The 18330-nt window shown below is 34.0% G+C and carries 19 protein-coding genes; all 19 read left to right on the top strand.

Annotated features, from left to right (window positions below; all coding sequences use genetic code 11):
* Nucleotides 1–199 precede the first annotated feature (199 nt).
* The 19 genes from NSS74_RS22835 to NSS74_RS22745 all read left to right on the top strand — a co-directional run bounded on the left by NSS74_RS22835 (nt 200) and on the right by NSS74_RS22745 (nt 18326).
* Nucleotides 200–334: a hypothetical protein gene (locus NSS74_RS22835; RefSeq protein WP_002016211.1), complete on the top strand. Its 135-nt coding sequence runs from the start codon at nt 200–202 to the stop codon at nt 332–334.
* Nucleotides 335–643: 309 nt separating this feature from the next.
* Nucleotides 644–916 carry a sporulation transcriptional regulator SpoIIID gene (spoIIID, locus tag NSS74_RS22830; protein WP_002089714.1) on the top strand — a complete coding sequence of 91 codons (273 nt, stop codon included), beginning with the start codon at nt 644–646 and terminating at the stop codon, nt 914–916.
* 161 nt (nt 917–1077) lie between these two features.
* Nucleotides 1078–2079, top strand: coding sequence for a rod shape-determining protein (locus tag NSS74_RS22825; RefSeq protein WP_002130035.1), 1002 nt, complete (start codon nt 1078–1080; stop codon nt 2077–2079).
* Between the two features lie 645 nt (nt 2080–2724).
* The gene (gene fabZ / locus NSS74_RS22820; RefSeq protein ID WP_000931959.1) at nt 2725–3159 is read left to right on the top strand and encodes a 3-hydroxyacyl-ACP dehydratase FabZ; all 435 of its coding nucleotides are present in this window, start codon (nt 2725–2727) and stop codon (nt 3157–3159) included.
* Between the two features lie 365 nt (nt 3160–3524).
* Complete coding sequence (locus NSS74_RS22815; protein WP_002143847.1) at nt 3525–4202, top strand: CpsD/CapB family tyrosine-protein kinase; 678 nt, start codon at nt 3525–3527, stop codon at nt 4200–4202.
* Between the two features lie 275 nt (nt 4203–4477).
* Nucleotides 4478–5221 (top strand): YveK family protein, encoded by a 744-nt coding sequence (locus tag NSS74_RS22810; RefSeq protein ID WP_340814379.1) that lies wholly within the window; start codon nt 4478–4480, stop codon nt 5219–5221.
* Nucleotides 5211–5915: a CpsD/CapB family tyrosine-protein kinase gene (locus NSS74_RS22805; RefSeq protein ID WP_340814378.1), complete on the top strand. Its 705-nt coding sequence runs from the start codon at nt 5211–5213 to the stop codon at nt 5913–5915. Before NSS74_RS22810 ends, NSS74_RS22805 begins: the two co-directional genes overlap by 11 nt.
* A 109-nt stretch (nt 5916–6024) precedes the next feature.
* Nucleotides 6025–6792, top strand: a complete 768-nt coding sequence (locus tag NSS74_RS22800; protein ID WP_088291051.1) for a tyrosine-protein phosphatase — start codon at nt 6025–6027, stop codon at nt 6790–6792.
* A 250-nt stretch (nt 6793–7042) separates the two neighbouring features.
* Nucleotides 7043–7921 carry a UTP--glucose-1-phosphate uridylyltransferase BpsC gene (gene bpsC, locus NSS74_RS22795; RefSeq protein ID WP_131246486.1) on the top strand — a complete coding sequence of 293 codons (879 nt, stop codon included), beginning with the start codon at nt 7043–7045 and terminating at the stop codon, nt 7919–7921.
* Between the two features lie 18 nt (nt 7922–7939).
* A complete protein-coding gene (locus NSS74_RS22790) occupies nt 7940–8599 on the top strand; it encodes a sugar transferase (RefSeq protein ID WP_340814377.1) in 660 nt (219 codons plus the stop codon).
* 47 nt (nt 8600–8646) lie between these two features.
* Nucleotides 8647–10065, top strand: coding sequence for a flippase (locus NSS74_RS22785; RefSeq protein WP_088291054.1), 1419 nt, complete (start codon nt 8647–8649; stop codon nt 10063–10065).
* A 2-nt stretch (nt 10066–10067) separates the two neighbouring features.
* Entirely contained in the window at nt 10068–11282 is a 1215-nt protein-coding gene (locus NSS74_RS22780) for an O-antigen ligase family protein (protein WP_088291055.1), read from the top strand.
* A 16-nt stretch (nt 11283–11298) separates the two neighbouring features.
* Nucleotides 11299–12105, top strand: coding sequence for a glycosyltransferase (locus tag NSS74_RS22775; RefSeq protein ID WP_340814375.1), 807 nt, complete (start codon nt 11299–11301; stop codon nt 12103–12105).
* 32 nt (nt 12106–12137) lie between these two features.
* Nucleotides 12138–12926 carry a glycosyltransferase family 2 protein gene (locus NSS74_RS22770; RefSeq protein WP_088291057.1) on the top strand — a complete coding sequence of 263 codons (789 nt, stop codon included), beginning with the start codon at nt 12138–12140 and terminating at the stop codon, nt 12924–12926.
* A gap of 61 nt (nt 12927–12987) precedes the next feature.
* Nucleotides 12988–14310, top strand: a complete 1323-nt coding sequence (locus NSS74_RS22765) for a UDP-glucose dehydrogenase family protein (protein WP_147740010.1) — start codon at nt 12988–12990, stop codon at nt 14308–14310.
* Nucleotides 14311–14547: 237 nt separating this feature from the next.
* Nucleotides 14548–15570, top strand: a complete 1023-nt coding sequence (galE, locus tag NSS74_RS22760; protein WP_340814374.1) for a UDP-glucose 4-epimerase GalE — start codon at nt 14548–14550, stop codon at nt 15568–15570.
* 133 nt (nt 15571–15703) lie between these two features.
* Nucleotides 15704–16612 (top strand): polyisoprenyl-teichoic acid--peptidoglycan teichoic acid transferase TagU, encoded by a 909-nt coding sequence (gene tagU, locus NSS74_RS22755; protein ID WP_445661830.1) that lies wholly within the window; start codon nt 15704–15706, stop codon nt 16610–16612.
* Nucleotides 16613–16711: 99 nt separating this feature from the next.
* Complete coding sequence (locus tag NSS74_RS22750; RefSeq protein WP_340814373.1) at nt 16712–17542, top strand: SGNH/GDSL hydrolase family protein; 831 nt, start codon at nt 16712–16714, stop codon at nt 17540–17542.
* 112 nt (nt 17543–17654) lie between these two features.
* Nucleotides 17655–18326, top strand: coding sequence for a response regulator transcription factor (locus NSS74_RS22745; protein ID WP_002166430.1), 672 nt, complete (start codon nt 17655–17657; stop codon nt 18324–18326).
* Nucleotides 18327–18330: the final 4 nt, after the last annotated feature.

Below are 18330 nucleotides of genomic sequence, written 5' to 3'. Positions count from 1 at the left end.
AAGAAGTTAGGTGGGAGTCTTACTGCCCGTAAACGCCCGATTGGTTCAACTAATAATCAGTGGGGGATGAACAAAACCCCCTCTGATTAAAGCTTCACTTTATTTTTATATAAAAATAATCAATTTCGAGAAAAAAGTTGCAATAACAAGGAAAAATGACGAGATTCTCGAATATATATTACAAAAGGGAGGGGATACTGTGTCATTTTTATCTGTTCTGTCGATTGCTATCATTTTATTGTTTGTTTTATTCGCTTTATATTATTATATTGCCGGTAAGAAAGAAGTCCCCCACCATCAGTTGTTAGAAGAAGAATATGAAAGAGAAGAGTGACACCTTTTATAAAGAGGTGTCACTTTTTTTCGCCATAATTGTCATCGTTAACGTATTTCTCACAAAAAAACGTAATTTTTCTTAACTTAGTCCGCAAAAATAGTGAACATGTAGCATATATCAGTAGTGCGGGCAATACAATGGTATAAACCAATGCAAAGAGAGTGTTTGAGGTGAGAAATCGTGAATCATTTCATTATAAATCCAAGAATGTTTAACGCTTACAAACAGCACTCACATTTACTTCATAGTCGTATGCAGCGAGTCTCATTTCACACTTCTCACATCCAATTTAGGGAGGCGAGTGGTGTGCACGATTACATCAAAGAGAGAACTATCAAGATTGGCAAGTATATCGTGGAGACAAGAAAGACAGTGCGTGTAATCGCAAAGGAGTTTGGGGTATCAAAGAGTACAGTCCATAAAGATTTAACAGAACGTTTGCCAGAAATTAATCCAGAGCTGGCAAATGAAGTGAAAGAAATTCTTGATTATCATAAGTCTATTCGTCATTTAAGAGGTGGAGAAGCAACAAAGCAAAAGTACCGAAAAGAAGATACAGAAAACCCTGTGCGCCAATAAATCTAAAATAGCAAACATTCCTTGTGAATTCGGTAATATTTTTCAGAAGAATTCTTTTTGCGAATATTACGTTTCTGTTAAATTTATGATAAAATCAGAAATTAGGTGTAAAAGAATTCGGGTGTAACCTGATTTTGAATATCGAGGAGGAAATGACGGGAATGTTTGCGCGAGATATCGGAATTGACCTAGGTACGGCTAACGTATTAATTCATGTTAAAGGTAAGGGTATTGTATTAAATGAGCCATCTGTTGTGGCAATTGATCGTAATAGTGGAAAAGTATTAGCAGTAGGTGAAGAAGCAAGAAGTATGGTGGGACGTACACCTGGTAATATTGTAGCAATTCGTCCGCTTAAAGATGGTGTAATCGCAGATTTCGAAATTACAGAAGCAATGTTAAAGTATTTCATTAACAAATTGGACGTGAAGAGCTTCTTTTCAAAACCTCGCATTTTAATTTGCTGTCCAACAAATATCACATCTGTAGAGCAAAAAGCAATTCGTGAGGCTGCTGAACGTTCAGGTGGTAAAACAGTATTTTTAGAAGAAGAACCAAAAGTAGCCGCAGTTGGTGCTGGTATGGAAATCTTCCAGCCAAGCGGAAACATGGTTGTTGATATTGGTGGAGGTACAACAGATATTGCCGTACTTTCTATGGGTGATATTGTTACCTCTTCCTCTATCAAAATGGCTGGCGATAAGTTTGATATGGAAATCTTAAACTACGTTAAACGTAAGTATAAGCTATTAATTGGAGAACGTACTTCAGAAAATATTAAAATTAAAGTTGGTACAGTATTCCCAGGTGCACGTAGTGAAGAGCTTGAAATTCGCGGACGTGACATGGTAACAGGTTTACCACGTACAATTACAGTATGCTCTGAAGAGATTACAGAAGCACTAAAAGAAGACGCAGCTATCATTGTACAAGCTGCAAAAGGCGTACTAGAGCGCACACCACCAGAACTATCTGCGGACATTATCGACCGCGGTGTTATTCTAACAGGCGGTGGAGCTTTATTACACGGTATCGACATGCTTCTAGCAGAAGAATTAAAGGTACCAGTATTAATCGCTGAAAACCCAATGCAATGTGTTGCTATTGGTACAGGTATTATGTTAGAGAATATCGATAAATTACCACGTCGTGCATTGAAATAAAGTGAAACTTTAATCAGTGGGAGGTTCATCCCCCGCTGATTATTAGCCTTCACCAATCGGGATAAAGTGAGAAGGACTAAGGTATCAAACCTTGGTCCTTTTTATTTTTTTATATCTTTATATTTTTATATTTTTTTAATTTATTGAGAAAATGGAAGGAAAATAAAGAAAAATAGAGAAAACAGGTAAAATATTCATATATATGGTTAAATTTAATATTTTCATATTTGAAAACGTTTGTAATATAATGAGTCGAATACGACATTAAGGCAAAAAATGTTCAAATACATATTGCCTTTCCCTAATTTGGGCATACACTCTTTTCTACCTCCGTGTCAGTTGCTGAGAAGTGCAACTATTTTAATGGAATAGAGTGTATGCATTTTTTTATAATTGGAAGTAAAGTAGTACTTTACCCCGCATTAACGGGCAGTAAGACTCCCGCCTCAAAATTCGGCGAATGCAAGGGAGTTAGGTGGGAGATCAACTGCCCGTAAAAGCCTGATTGGTTCAACTAATAATCAGTGGGGGATGGACCCCCCACTGATTAAAGTTTCACTTTATAATGACAAATAATAAACAAAATGGGATAATAACAATATGTCCAAGTGGTAAGACCAATATTACAAAAGGGGCGATTGTTACATGCTAAATATAGAACAAATTAAAGAAATCATTCCACACCGCTATCCGTTTTTACTTGTTGATAAAATATTAGAAGTGGATGAGGGAAAAAGAGCGGTTGGAATTAAAAATGTATCTGCAAACGAGGAGTTCTTTAATGGGCACTTCCCAGATTATGCAGTTATGCCTGGTGTACTTATTGTAGAAGCATTAGCGCAAGTTGGTGCAGTTGCTGTATTAAAGAAAGAAGAAAACCGCGGGAGACTTGCTTTCTTCGCAGGCATCGACAACTGCCGCTTCAAAAAACAAGTGCGCCCAGGTGATCAACTTCGTTTAGAAGTAGAAATGACGCGCGTACGTGGCCCAATCGGAAAAGGAAAAGCAATCGCAACAGTAGATGGCGAAGTTGCATGCGAAGCTGAAATTACATTTGCAATTGGTGATAAGAAAGAATAGATAGTAATTAAAAAAATCCTTCTGTAATATGCAGAAGGATTTTTTTAATTACTATATTTTTTGTTTGAAATATTAAAATGCAGAGTAATCAGAATTTTAATTGTAAATGAATGGAAGTTTGTATATAATAGCGATGTGAATATCTTGAAATTAAGATAAATGATAGTGCGACAAAAATAGAGATGTCGTTGTCACATTATAGAGGTTATGAGATAGGACAAAGGTTATTATGATTCGTTATGATGAACTGTAGAGGAAAGTAATGGGGAAATTTAACGGTAGAAGTAAATGAAAAATAGGCGTAGCATATCGAGCATAAAAGAGAAAAAGGGAAAAGGTCGCATTTTGAAAAAGGAGACTAGAACATGTTCGGAAGAAAGAAAAGAAAACCATTACGACAATTAATTACACATAAAGAGCCTAAATCACGTATTACAGAACAATACCGTAACATTCGTACGAACATTGAATTTACATCTGTAGATAACCATATTCGTTCTATTATTGTCACTTCAGCAGATCCAGGAGACGGGAAAACAACGACTATTTCTAATCTAGCAGTTGTTTTCGGTCAACAAGGGAAAAAAGTATTGTTAATTGGGGCGGACTTACGTAAGCCGACATTACAAAACTTATTTGCGGTTCACAATCCAAATGGTTTAACAAATTTATTATCAGGACAGGCTTCGTTTATGCAATGTATTCAAAAAACAGATATAGATAATGTATATGTCATGCCAGCAGGCCCAATTCCGCCAAACCCTGCAGAACTACTAGGATACCGTAAAATGGACGAAATGCTTTTAGAGGCATATAAGATGTTCGACGTCATTCTAATCGATACGCCTCCTGTGCTGGCGGTTACAGACGCGCAAATACTTGCAAACAAATGCGATGGAGTTGTATTAGTAGCTCGTAGTGAAAAAACAGAAAAAGATAAACTGATAAAGGCGAAACAAATATTAGATAAAGCATCTGGAAAACTACTTGGCGTCGTTTTAAATGATAAAAAGGAAGAACAAAAACAATATGGATATTATTAGAAAATAATGTGTAAAATAGTAATTTTTAAAGCTGGTAAGTGTTGTTACCAGTTTTTTTGAATTATTTTAAAATTATATATTTAATTATATAAAAAAAATGATATAATAGGAATTTTGTAAAATTGATGGAATGTGTTGTCATATTTAAGATTATTTTGTAAGATTATATATGTTTTCAAATAACAAAAGAACATAGATATGACTAAAATAAAAAAATGTAAGATTATATGTTATAATTTTTCTTATGTGCAAATTTTAGAAAGTTGGAGGGACTTATGGAAGAAACAATTAGTTTAAAAGAGTTATTTTATATTTTAAAAAAACGTTTAGCAATGATCCTCGTAATCGCCTTTGGTGCAGCTATTGTAAGTGCTATCATTAGCTTCTTCTTCATGACACCAATCTACCAATCTTCAACGCAAATTCTTGTTAACCAGAAAAAGCAAGAAGGTGCAATGATTCAAGCTGGTGAAATTCAAACAAATATTCAATTAACGAATACATATAAGGTCATTATTAAAAGTCCAGTAGTCTTAGACCAAGTGAATGAAAAATTACATTTAAATATGACTGCACAAGCTTTAACAGGAAAGATTAATGTTGCAAACGAAAAAGACTCACAGGTCATTTCTGTTACAGCGGAGGATAAAAATCCGAAGTTAGCTCGTGATATTGCAAATGCAACAGCAGATGTATTTAAAGGTGAAGTTGCAAAAATTATGAATGTTGATAACGTAACTGTATTGTCAAAAGCAGAAGTTGCGGAAAATCAATCTCCAATTAAACCACGCCCGATGTTAAACGTAGTAATTGCTTTCGTTGTTGGATTAATGGCTTCAGTTGGTCTTGCATTCTTACTAGAATACTTAGATAACACAGTGAAAAAAGAAGAAGATGTAGAAAGCTTACTGGGCTTACCGGTGTTAGGTATTGTAGCACGTATGGATGAAGAAACAGCAAGCGTGAAATCACATGCTCCATCATCAAGAAAAGTGAGGGGACAAACAATTGGCTCTTAATAGTTTATTTAAAAAGAAACAAAATCATCGTCAACGTCGTCAATTAATTGCTCATCAACAACCGAAATCACCAATTTCAGAACAATATCGTAATATTCGAACGAATATCGAATTTGCATCTGTTGATACGAATTTACATTCGTTAATGGTAACGTCTGCTAACCCAAGTGAAGGGAAAACGACGACAACAGCGAATATGGCAGTTGTTTTTGCTCAACAAGGAAAGAAAGTATTATTAATTGATGCAGATATGCGTAAACCAGCGATGCATCAAATGTTCCAAGTTGATAATATTTTCGGATTAACGAATGTATTATCACATAGTGAACGGTTAGAGAAGTGTGTACAAACGACATTAGTTGATAATTTACACTTTTTAGCGTGTGGTCCAATCCCACCAAATCCGGCGGAATTGTTAGGTTCGAAATCGATGAAAGAACTTCTTGGGCAAGCGTATAGTATGTACGATTTAGTTATTTTTGATTTACCGCCAATTTTAGCTGTAACAGACGCACAAATTATGGCGAATGTATGTGATGCATCTATTCTTGTCGTTCGTAGTGAATCGACAGAAAAAGAAACAGCGGTAAAAGCAAAAGGATTATTAGAATCTGCAAAAGGTAAATTGTTAGGCGTTGTTCTAAACGATCGTGAACGTGAGCAAGGCTTATATTATTACTACGGTGCGAACTAATTAAAAAGTGAGATATGGCAAGAACATATCTCCTTTTTTCCTTTGAATATGAGATAACTCATATTCAAAGGAAAAAAGATTTTTATATGAGAGAGGGAGGATGAAACAAATGATTGATTTACATTGTCACATTTTACCTGGCATCGATGATGGTGCACAAACAGTAACAGATAGTCTGGCCATGGCACAAAAGGCTGTCCAAGAAGGAATACATACAATCGTCGCAACACCACACCATCAAAACGGGAAATATACAAATGAAAGTACTTCAATTATTCATCAAGTAAAACAACTAAATGATGAACTACAACAAAATGAAATTCCACTGAAAATTTTACCAGGGCAAGAGGTCAGGTTATATGGTGATTTATTAGAAGACTATGAAGCTAGTAAAATCGTTACTTTAAACGAAACGAATAAATACATATTAATTGAGTTTCCATCCAATCACGTACCTCGCTATGCAGAGCAACTATTATATGAACTACGTGTTAAAGGAATGATCCCAATTATCGTTCATCCAGAACGCAATGCCGAGTTAATCGAGCGGCCAGATAAGTTATACAGCCTTGTAAGTAAGGGTGCATTAACACAAGTGACGGCAGGAAGTTTGCTGGGGAAGTTCGGCAAAAAGATAAAAAAATTCTCACTACAACTTGTTGAACATAATTTAACGCATATGATCGCGTCAGATGCACATAACACAACATCAAGAGGATTTCATCTAGCGGAAAGTTACGAATTAATCGGAAAAGAATTCGGAATGAACGTTATGAGTGATTTAAAAGAGAATCCGTATTTATTAATTAGCGGAAAAGCAATTTATAAAGAAGATCCAGAACAAATTCGTCGTAAAAAATTGTTTGGTATTTTTTAATTGAAGAGTTTGGGTGATGTCTCCTAACCATTATCAATGGGGGCACTCGGTCGTGCTGTGGGTAGAAATTTTTATTTCGAACCTACCTTAGACGCTTGTCGTCGGGAGTATGGCGTGAGGATGGGTTGGATGCCCATAAATTTAGTTCTATTAGAAACTCTACCTATGGAGTTATAAAAATGACTTTATAGGTAGGGTTTTTGTTATTGCTACATATAGATGAAACAATGTTCTTTTGGGGGGACTAGATTTGAAAAAAGTCAGAAAAGCAATTATACCCGCTGCTGGTCTTGGGACAAGGTTTTTACCAGCAACGAAAGCAATGCCGAAAGAAATGTTACCTATCGTCGATAAACCAACAATTCAATACATAGTAGAAGAAGCGATAGAATCAGGGATTGAAGATATTATTATTGTTACTGGAAAAGGAAAACGTGCAATTGAAGATCATTTTGATCATTCTTTTGAGTTAGAACAAAACCTTTTAGAAAAAGGGAAGCACGAAATGCTTGAGAAAGTACAAGCTTCTTCAAAAATTAACATTCATTACATAAGACAAAAAGAACCAAAAGGGTTAGGACATGCAGTATGGTGCGCACGTAAATTTATTGGAAACGAGCCATTCGCGGTATTACTGGGTGATGATATTGTACAGGCTGAAACACCTTGTTTACGTCAGTTGATGGATCAATATGAAGGTACACAATCATCTGTAATCGGTGTACAAACAGTACCAGAAAATGAGACACATCGTTACGGCATCATTGATCCAGTTGAACAAAATAATCGTCGTTATCAAGTACGTCAATTTGTAGAGAAACCAGAAGAAGGCACGGCACCATCGAATTTAGCAATTATGGGCCGTTACGTATTAACACCAGAAATTTTTATGTTTCTTGAGAATCAACAAACAGGTGCAGGTGGAGAAATTCAATTAACAGATGCGATTCAGCGTTTAAATGAAATTCAACGAGTGTTTGCGTATGACTTTGAAGGAACTCGTTATGATGTTGGAGAGAAGTTTGGGTTTATTAAGACGACGATTGAGATGGCACTTCAAAATGAAGAATTGAAAGAACAACTCATGGAATATATGGATGAACTAGTACATAAAGAAGTAATCAAATAATTGTAGGGGAGAGGGAATATGAAGACTGGTGAAAATATAGCGAGGGAGTATCGAATTACATCTGATGCTCAAACTATTCAAGTAGAAAGTAATCAATCTAAAATCTTTTTAGGAATTAAGTATTTATTAGATTTTATGTTTTCTTTAGTAGGATTAATTGTATTGATGCCTGTTATATTGATATTTAGTATACTTATTGTTTTAGAATCTCCAGGGTCTCCTTTTTACCTACAAGAAAGATTAGGATTGAACGGGAAGAGATTTAGAGTTATTAAATTACGCTCCATGCGGAATGATGCAGAAAAAAATGGGGCAAAGTGGGCAGAAAAGAATGATCCACGTGTTACAAAAATAGGATTATTTATTCGTAAAACGAGGATTGATGAGTTACCACAATTATTTAATATTTTAAAGGGTGAGATGTCTCTTGTAGGACCGAGACCAGAAAGACCGATATTTACGGAGAAATTTGAAAGAGATATACCTGGATTTAAGAAAAGATTAGAAGTCAAACCAGGATTGACTGGATGGGCACAAGTAAATGGTGGTTATGAAGTTACGCCGAAAGAAAAATTAAACTTAGATGTTTATTATATCAATCATGCAAGTATAATCTTGGATTTTAAAATTATTATTAAAACAGTTAGAGTTGTTATTACAGGTGACGGCGCCAGATAATAAGTATTATATTGGTTTAAAAAGAACAAAGATTGTGGTGAAGATGCTTGAATAGTTCAATTATAAAAAATATATTTTACTTATTTTTTAGTACAGCATTTACTAGAGCAGTTAATGCTTTTTCAATAATTATCTTAGCAAGCTATTTGGGAGCAAAAGAATACGGTGCATTTAGTGTAGCGGTTGCCTTTTCTATGGTCGCGGGGTACTTTACTGATGTAGGATTAAGTAATGTTGTTTTAAGAGAAGGTTCAAAAGGAAAAAAAGATGATTCTATAGTGATGTCAACTTATATTAAAATGAGGGTGATGTTACTGATTATCACTTTATTAGCATCAACTGTTATCATATATTTTCTTTATAGTAAAGGTAATCTTTCAAAAGTAATGTTTCTACTAGTACTGCCAACTGTTATTGGTTTATCTATGCAAAGTATATCGGTAGTATATTTTCAACTTAAAGAAGAAATGAAGCAAATTGCCAAAATTAGGACGTTATCAGCAGTATTATCAGTTTTCTTTGTTGTGTTAGGAATGCTATGCAAGTTTGACCTTAATAGTATTGCATTTTTATATGGATGTTCTTATGTTATAGCTGGAATATATGGGTTATATATGTTGTTTACTAAAAATTCTTTGCGTTTTTCAAGTGAATTTGATAAGAATTTATTAACTGGAGTACCTGCATTTATTATTAGTGGATTATTAATTATGATATTACCTCAACTGGGACCATTAGTATTAGAGAAAACAGTATCATTAAATGAACTAGGTAATTTTTCAGTTGCTTATAGGATTCCAGCAGCATTATATCAGATTCCAGGGGTAGTTGCAGGGGCCTTTTATCCAGTTTTATTTAGGTATTATAATTCAAAAGATTTAATAAAACATAAAGAATTAAACTTTTTACAAGTAAAGATAATGGGTTTAATGGGCATATGCCTTTGTATTCCATTATTTCATTTATCTAACATCATAGTAGAAATTGTATTTGGTGAAGAGTGGGGGGCAGCAGCAATTGGATTGAAAATTTTATCTCTTATGTTATTTTTACAAAGTTTTAATTTTCCTTTAGCAGATGGTTTAACGACAAGAAATCTTCAATCAAAACGTACTATTACACAATTTTTAGCTGTATTATTAGGAATAGTTTTATATTATGTTTTTAGTCTTAAATTTGGAGTGGTAGGTGGTGCCACTGCTGCAGTTTCTATAGAAATAATTATGTTATTAGGATTTATTGTGTTTAATCCTAATAAAAAAGAATTGATAATAAAAATTATGGTACCTTATTTTTCGGTATTTATAGCTTTTACATTAACATCAGCTTTTTATTTAAATACGTTTCCTATAACCGCAGCTCTAATCAATCTATTATCAGTAGTATCATTAATTGTGTTACTAGATAAGGAACTAAGAGCCAGATTAATGAAGTATATTCAAAAGAAAAGAAATGTAGAGGTTTGATTATGAAAGTAGTTGATAAAAAAAGAAGTACGGTTCTCCTTTTTTTACTGGTCTTTTCAGTTATGCTAGGAAGATATAGTTTAGATATTGGATTTTCGCTAAAACCGTATATGATTCTTATAGCTTTTGTACTGATTTTTAGTTTACATCGATTTTATATGCATAAATTATATACATATGAAGTAATAATGATTTTGTTTTATTTTTATTATAGTAGTACTGCGATAATTGCTAAATTTCCAAATGCCAGCTTCAGAATGATACTGGGAGTTATAATTATATTCGGAAGTTATTTCATGTTTAAGTTTATTTTGGATGGTTACTCCATAAACGAGATTCAATTAAGTATAGCTAGTGCAGGGATTTTATTTAATCTTATAAGTATAATTTTATACTTAATTGGAATTGTGAGTTTAAATTTTCATCTTGTTGGTAATCAAATTGAAGTATATGGCTTATTAATGGATCGTAATACGCCCCGATTAGTTGGACTTTTAAGTGATCCGAATCTTTTTGTCTTTTATAATATGCTTTTTGTATGTTTTTATATCCATAATTTAGATGGTTTGAAGAACAAGATAGGATTAATGCTATCTGTTACCACGTGCCTTTTGACTTTTTCAAGAGGAGCATTTTTAGCACTATTTTTTGTAGGGGTTATTTATGTGCTAACAAGTAAACCCAAAGTATTATTTAAGTTATCCTTTATTGCGTTATTAATAACGCCTATTATTTTTTATATAGTAGAAAATTGGTTCTCCATCGATTTATTGTCAATTATACTTGAGCGTGCAAACTCTACAACAAGTGATGGAGGAAGTGGACGCTTAGATTTATGGTCAAGGGGATTAGGTTATATGTTAGATTCTCCAGTTTTTGGGATCGGGGCTTTTAACTTCCCACAATATAATTTGTATTTTTATGGTAAAGAAATGTATATGCATAATACTTTTCTAGAAGTTCTTACGGAATCAGGATTAATTGGTATCACGTTGTATACAATCTTTTGCCTTTTTATAATGTTTACAGTATTAAAAAATAGTTTGTATAAAAAATATCCATATTTACTTACGACATTAGTGGGATACTTTATTCTTATGATGACTTTATCAGTAATAATTAATGAAGCATTCTTTTTATATTTAGCTATACTATGGAAGTGTTTGAATGTGGAAAAAATCAATAATAAAAATAATGGTAAACCTATTATTAAGTAGAGGTGTACAGTAGCTGGTGAACAATAAAATTAGCTTAATACTTCCAACATTAGGGGAGAGAGAAGAAGAGTTCAAAAGACTAATTGTTAGTTTGAATAAACAAATATACAAAGAGTTTGAGGTAGTTTTTGTTACACAAGGTAATCATGATGAATTAGAAAAAATTCTTACACTAAGTAACTTTAAGTACAAGCAAATTAAATTAAATAGAAAAGGTTTATCCTTTGCTAGAAATGAAGGGATAAAGCATATTACAGGGGGGATTGTAACTTTTTCAGATGATGACTGTTGGTATCCTGAAAATGCGCTTGGATTGGTCGTGAAAGAATTTGAAAATAGAGATGTTGAGGCACTAAGTTTTCAAATTTTTGATCCAGAGAGTGAGCAATATTATAAGGCCTACCGACAGAATTCAGTAGATGTTTTAGACTTTCGTGGGGTTTTAAAAATCTCATCTATAGAATTCTTTATCAATCTGAATAAGGTTAAAAAAGAAAATTTGAATTTTGATGAACGATTTGGATTAGGTGCGCAATATCCATCAGGGGAAGAGAATATATTATTGGCTGATCTGCTACAAAAGAAATACAAGGTATCTTATATTAATCAAATTATTGTTTTCCATAAAAAGAAAACATCAGAAACTAAGTTAATTAGTTCTAGGACGTTTATAGGGAAAGGACCGTTATTTAAGAGGATGAGAGGGACTATACCTGCTATATGTATGTTAACTGTCTTTCTCTTAAGAAAATTTTCTATAACTGAAAAACCCATTTCTTCATTTAGAAAAAGTTTAAAAGAATTGTTAGATTTTAAACAGTAATATCAAAATAGATTTAAAGGAGCAGTATTAAAATGGAAGTAAATTCAAGGGAGATTAAAAAAGAGTTTCAACCACTTGTTTCAATTGTTACCCCATCTTATAACGCAAGTTCCTTTATTAAAGAAACAATTCAATCAGTTCAATCTCAAACTTACAAAAAATGGGAAATGATTATTGTAGATGATGTTTCAAAAGATAATACTTGTGAATTAATAAAAGAAGAAATAAAAAAAGACGATCGCATCCGGTTAATTGAATTGGAAGAAAATGGTGGAGCGGCGATAGCGAGGAATACTGGTATTAATTGTGCAAAAGGAAAGTACATAGCATTCTTGGACAGTGATGATTTATGGCTACCAGAAAAACTAGAAAAGCAATTAGCTTTTATGCAGAATAATAATATAGCTTTTTCATTTACTAGTTATCAAATTATGAATCAAGATGGTACTCTCACTGATAAGGTTGTGCATGTGCCAGAGAAAATTAATTATAATGGATTATTAAAAAATACAATAATTGGATGTTTAACGGTTATGTTGGATATTGAGAAGTTGGGGAAAGTACAAATGCCTAACATTAGAACCCGTCAGGATACTGCAACATGGCTGAAAATATTAAGACAAGGCCATTATGCCTATGGTTTAGATGAAGTTTTATCTAAGTATAGAAAAGTTGAAAACTCTATTTCTAGTAAAAAATTCAAAATGGCTAAAATGAATTGGAAGTTATATAGAGAAATCGAAGGATTGAGTATTTTGAAATCTGCTTGGTGTTTTGGAAATTATGCGTTAAACGGAGTTGTAAAGCACTTTGTTAAATAAGTTTTAAAAAGTCTTTTTTTCAAAAAGGCTTTTTTTTGTTAATAACTAAGGAGGATATAAAATGAATATTGCTATTTTTGGTACAGGTTATGTAGGACTAGTAACAGGAGTGTGTTTATCGGATATTGGGCATCGCGTAACATGTATTGATATTGATGAAAGTAAAGTTGCGAAAATGAAAGAAGGAATTTCACCGATATATGAACCTGGTTTAGATGAATTAATGAGTAAAAATATTAAAGAAAATAGACTTTTATTTACAACAGACTGTCGCCAGGGAGTTGAAAAGGCCGATATTATTTATATAGCGGTAGGTACACCACAGCGAGCAGATGGCTCAGCTAATTTAAAATATATAGAACAAGTTGCATTAGATATTGCGCACAACCTTACAAAGGATACGATTGTAGTAATTAAAAGTACAGTTCCGGTTGGAACGAATGATCATGTGAAAAATTTAATACATCAAAATTTAAAAGCAGATGTAAAAATCAGCATGGTATCGAATCCAGAATTTTTAAGAGAAGGTTCGGCAATTCAAGATAGTTTCTATGGAGATCGAATAGTTATTGGCACGGATGATGCAGAAACTGCAAATATTATGGAAGAAGTAAACAGACCATTTAACGTACCAGTTTTTAAAACATCAATTAAGAGTTCTGAAATGATTAAATATGCAGCAAATGCATTTTTAGCGACAAAGATTAGCTTTATTAATGAAATTGCTAATATTTGCGAAAAATTAGGTGCAGATGTAGAGCATGTGGCAAATGGTATGGGATTAGATAAAAGAATCGGTACACAATTTTTAAAAGCAGGTATTGGATATGGTGGTTCTTGTTTTCCGAAAGATACACATGCTTTAATACAAATTGCTGGTAATGTAGAGCATGATTTTGACTTGTTAAAATCAGTTATTACAGTGAATAACAACCAACAAGCATCTCTAGTTGAAAAGGTGAAGGATATATTAGGTGATATAAAAGGCAAGCAAATCGCTATGCTTGGATTAGCTTTTAAACCAAATACTGATGATATGAGAGAAGCCGCGTCTATTGTTATTGCAAGTGATTTAGTAGAATTGGGAGCGAAAGTTGTAGCCTATGACCCAATTGCAATTGAAAACGCAAGAAAAATATTACCTAACGAAGTACAGTATGTATCTTCTGTTGAAGAGGCGGTAACAAATGCGGATGTAACGCTTATTGTAACCGAATGGGATGATATAAAAGCATTCCCTATTGAAAAATATATTGAATTAATGAAAAAACCTATCATCTTTGATGGACGTAATTGTCATGGTTTAGAATATGTAAAGAAATTTGATGTAGACTACTATTCAGTAGGAAGACCAGCGATAGTTCGAGAAAAGGTTGTTTTATAATATATATTCTAATTTGAAGAAATAAGTAGCTTTAAGAATAGCTTGTTTTTAAATAAAAGAATTATTTTTATTAACCTAGTTATTATTAACCAAGTTATTTATTAATAATAACTTGGTTAATTTTAATTATAAGAGGCTACAATTTACATTTGTGGATATATAGTTTGCTTTTTATAAAATAAAATTCCTATGTGTTTAGTGTAATGATACTTCTTAGTAAAGGGGAGGTTTGTAATTATGGCAATACTTGTAACAGGTGGAGCAGGATATATTGGTAGTCATACATGCGTAGAATTACTAAAAAACGGTTACGAAATTATAGTAGTAGATAATCTTTCGAATAGCTCAGCAGAGTCTATAAATCGAGTGACAGAGATAACAGGAAAACAGTTTAAATTTTATAAAGAAGATATTTTAAATCGAGAAGCACTTGATACGATTTTTGAAGAAAATACAATTGAAGCTGTTATTCACTTTGCAGGCTTTAAGGCTGTAGGGGAATCAGTAGAAATTCCGTTAACGTATTATCATAACAACATTACAAGCACACTAATGCTATGTGAAGTGATGCAGAAGCATGATGTGAAGAAGATGATCTTCAGTTCGTCTGCAACAGTGTATGGTATTCCAGAAACATCACCAATTACGGAGGAGTTTCCATTAAGTGCAACGAATCCATATGGTCAAACGAAATTAATGATTGAACAAATTATGCGTGACGTAGCATTTGCGGATGTAGGATGGAGTATTGCATTACTTCGTTATTTCAACCCATTTGGTGCACATGAAAGTGGACGTATTGGAGAAGATCCAAACGGAATTCCAAATAACTTAATGCCATATGTAACGCAAGTAGCAGTAGGGAAGTTAGAGGAATTAAGTGTATTTGGAAATGACTATCCAACAAAAGATGGCACAGGTGTCCGTGATTATATTCATGTTGTAGACTTAGCAAATGGCCATGTAAAGGCGCTTGAAAAGGTACTTGGCACTACTGGGATAGATGCATACAATCTCGGTACAGGTACTGGTTATAGTGTGTTGGAAATGGTTGAAGCATTTGAAAAGGTTTCGGGCAAAGAAGTTCCTTATAAAATTACGGAGCGTCGCTCTGGTGATGTTGCAGTATGTTTTGCAGATGCATCGAAAGCGAAGCGTGAATTAGGATGGGAAGCACTACGCGGATTAGAAGAAATGTGTGCAGACTCTTGGAGATGGCAATCTGGGAATAAGAATGGGTATCAAGAAGTTATTAACTAGAAGATTCGTTAAATGGTGCGAAATTTTTATCAAGTTATCAATATGCTTTGGCTTCAAAAGTCAATTGCATGTATAATGTATTTTGACATCATAATAATTTGATAGTAGCGCCTGAAGAAGGAAGGTTAAAACTATGAAAAAGAAAATCCTATTTTGGATATTAGGGATTATAGGAGTACTAATTATAGGTGGAGGAGTCTACGCTTATAATATATACTCTTCTGTTTCAAAAACATTAGATGAAGTTCATAAACCATTAAAGCGTGATCAAGGTAATAAACAAGAAGAAAAAATTAGTAATTCTGAGCCTGTATCTATCCTATTACTAGGAGCGGATGAACGCGGTGAAGATAAAGGCCGTTCAGATTCTTTAATGGTCATCACGTTAAACCCTAAAAATAATTCAATGAAAACAGTAAGTATCCCTCGTGATACATATACAGAAATCGTTGGAAAAGGGAAAAGTGATAAGATTAACCATGCGTATGCATTTGGTGGCGTAGATATGTCTGTAGCGACTGTAGAAAAATTCTTAAATGTTCCTATCAATTACTATATTGAAGTGAATATGGAAGGATTTAAAGATATCGTAGATGCAGTTGGCGGTGTCGATGTTAATAATGATTTAGAGTTCTCTCTTGAAGGGAAGCACTTCCAAAAAGGAAATATTCACCTAACAGGTGACCAAGCACTAGCATTCACACGTATGCGTAAAGAAGACCCTCGCGGCGATTTCGGTCGTCAAATGCGTCAACGTCAAGTGATGCAGGCTGTTATTAAGAAAGGCGCAAGCTTCTCTTCTTTATCCAGTTATGGTGATGTACTTACAGCGATTCAAAAGAATGTGAAAACAAACTTAACGCAAGATCAAATGTTTGATATGCAAAAGAATTATAAGAATTGTCTGCAGAACAGTGAGGATATCCAAATCCCAGGTGACGGTCACAAAGCCGCTGACGGTATTTGGTACTACTATGTTCCAGATGCAGCAAAACAAGATTTAACGAATAAGTTAAAAGCACATCTTGAATTGGCTAAGTAATATGTAATAAACCCAACTCCTTTGGAAGGAGTTGGGTTTATTTTTGCGTAGATTTATATTAGTATTATATATTGTGAGATTAATAGATGAGGTGAATCGATGAATAAGAAAGCAGTAGTTGTCCTATTTATTTTTGTATTGTTTATTGCTTCGGTTGTGAGCGGTAAACTATATTGGAATAAGAAGGTTGCGAATGCAACAGGGCAAACGAGTGAAGTAACGAAAACAAAGGCTGAAGTGAAAGATAGCGGAGCGAAGAAGGAAGAGAAAAAAGAAGAGAAAAAACAAGATGCAAAGTCATCTTTTAATGAAGCATACGCAAAGAACTTGCCAGATGCAGTGAAAGAGAAGTTAAAGAAAGCTGCTCAGGATAAGAAGGCAGTAAATCTTGTTATTGTTGGTGATGAAGCTTCTTCATCTGAAAAAGATGCTTGGGTAGCTAAGTTCACTGCTAATTTAGAGGCTTCTTACGGTAAAGGGTTATGGAATGTGACGTTAAAGGAATATAAGGGTGAAAGTACAGAGGAATTAATCACGAATAAACGCGATAAAGAGATTGCGAAAGACAATCCGGATGTAATTTTATTTGAACCACCATTTATTACCGACAACGGAAAAACTGGTAATGGAAATTCTGTAGCGAGTACACAGAAGTTTGTGCAAGCACTTTCTACTAGTGCAAAAGGCGCTACAATTATGATTCAACCATCAAACCCAGTGTATGGTGCGAAGAATTATCCGAAAGCGATTGAAGCTTTAAAACAATTTGCAACGCAAAATGGTTATACATATGTTGATCATTGGGGAGCTTGGCCTGATGCAACAACGAAAGCGATTTTACCGTACTTACAAACAGAGTTCGGTTTCCCAAGTGCTAAGGGACATGAAGTTTGGGCACAATATGTAACGGATTATTTTGTGGCTAAATAATAAATGAGAGAGGGTATCGTCGACAAAATATGTTCGACAATACCCTCTCTTTTTTTGTTTTATTTTTGCTATACTAAACTGTACTATAATACAGGGTGGAAGGAGGAGAATGATGAAAATACTTGTAGTAGATGATGAATCGAGTATTCGTAATTTGATTCGGATGCAGTTAGAGATGGAAGGGTATGAAGTATTGACGGCGGCTGATGGGAGAGAAGCTTTAGAGAGATGGAATGAGCAGCCGGATGTACTTATTTTAGATGTGATGCTTCCTGATACGGATGGGTATGAGTTGTTACGTTTATTCAGAGAGAAGGAGCGTGATATTCCGGTGCTTATGTTGACAGCGAAGAGTCAGATGAATGATAAGTTACTTGGTCTTCAGCTTGGAGCTGATGATTATGTGACGAAGCCTTTTAATTATGCGGAGCTTATTCTTCGGGTGAAGAATATGGCGCGGCGCGTGAAGAAGAAGGAGGTTCCTTTAAATCATGAGGTGATTGGGGCTGGTGATTTACTTATTTGTCCAAAGGAACGAAAGCTTCATGTGAGTGGGCAGGAGATTCAGTTAACGTACCGAGAGTTTAATTTATGTCAGTTGTTTGTTTCGAATCCGCAGCGTGTATTCATGAGAGATGAGCTATTAGAGAAGGTATGGGGGTTTGAGTATATCGGAAATACGAGAGCGGTTGATATTATGGTGCAAAGGCTTCGGAAGAAACTCGGCGCGAGCGGGGAGTATATTAAGACAATTTATGGTGTTGGGTATAAGCTTGATTGCTAAAAGG

Origin of the sequence: Bacillus sp. FSL E2-8868 (genome assembly GCF_038005505.1) — a bacterium.
Taxonomy (GTDB): Bacteria; Bacillota; Bacilli; order Bacillales; family Bacillaceae_G; genus Bacillus_A; species Bacillus_A mycoides.
The sequence above is the reverse complement of the archived record's forward strand: the minus strand, read 5'-3'. Positions and strand labels throughout refer to the sequence as shown.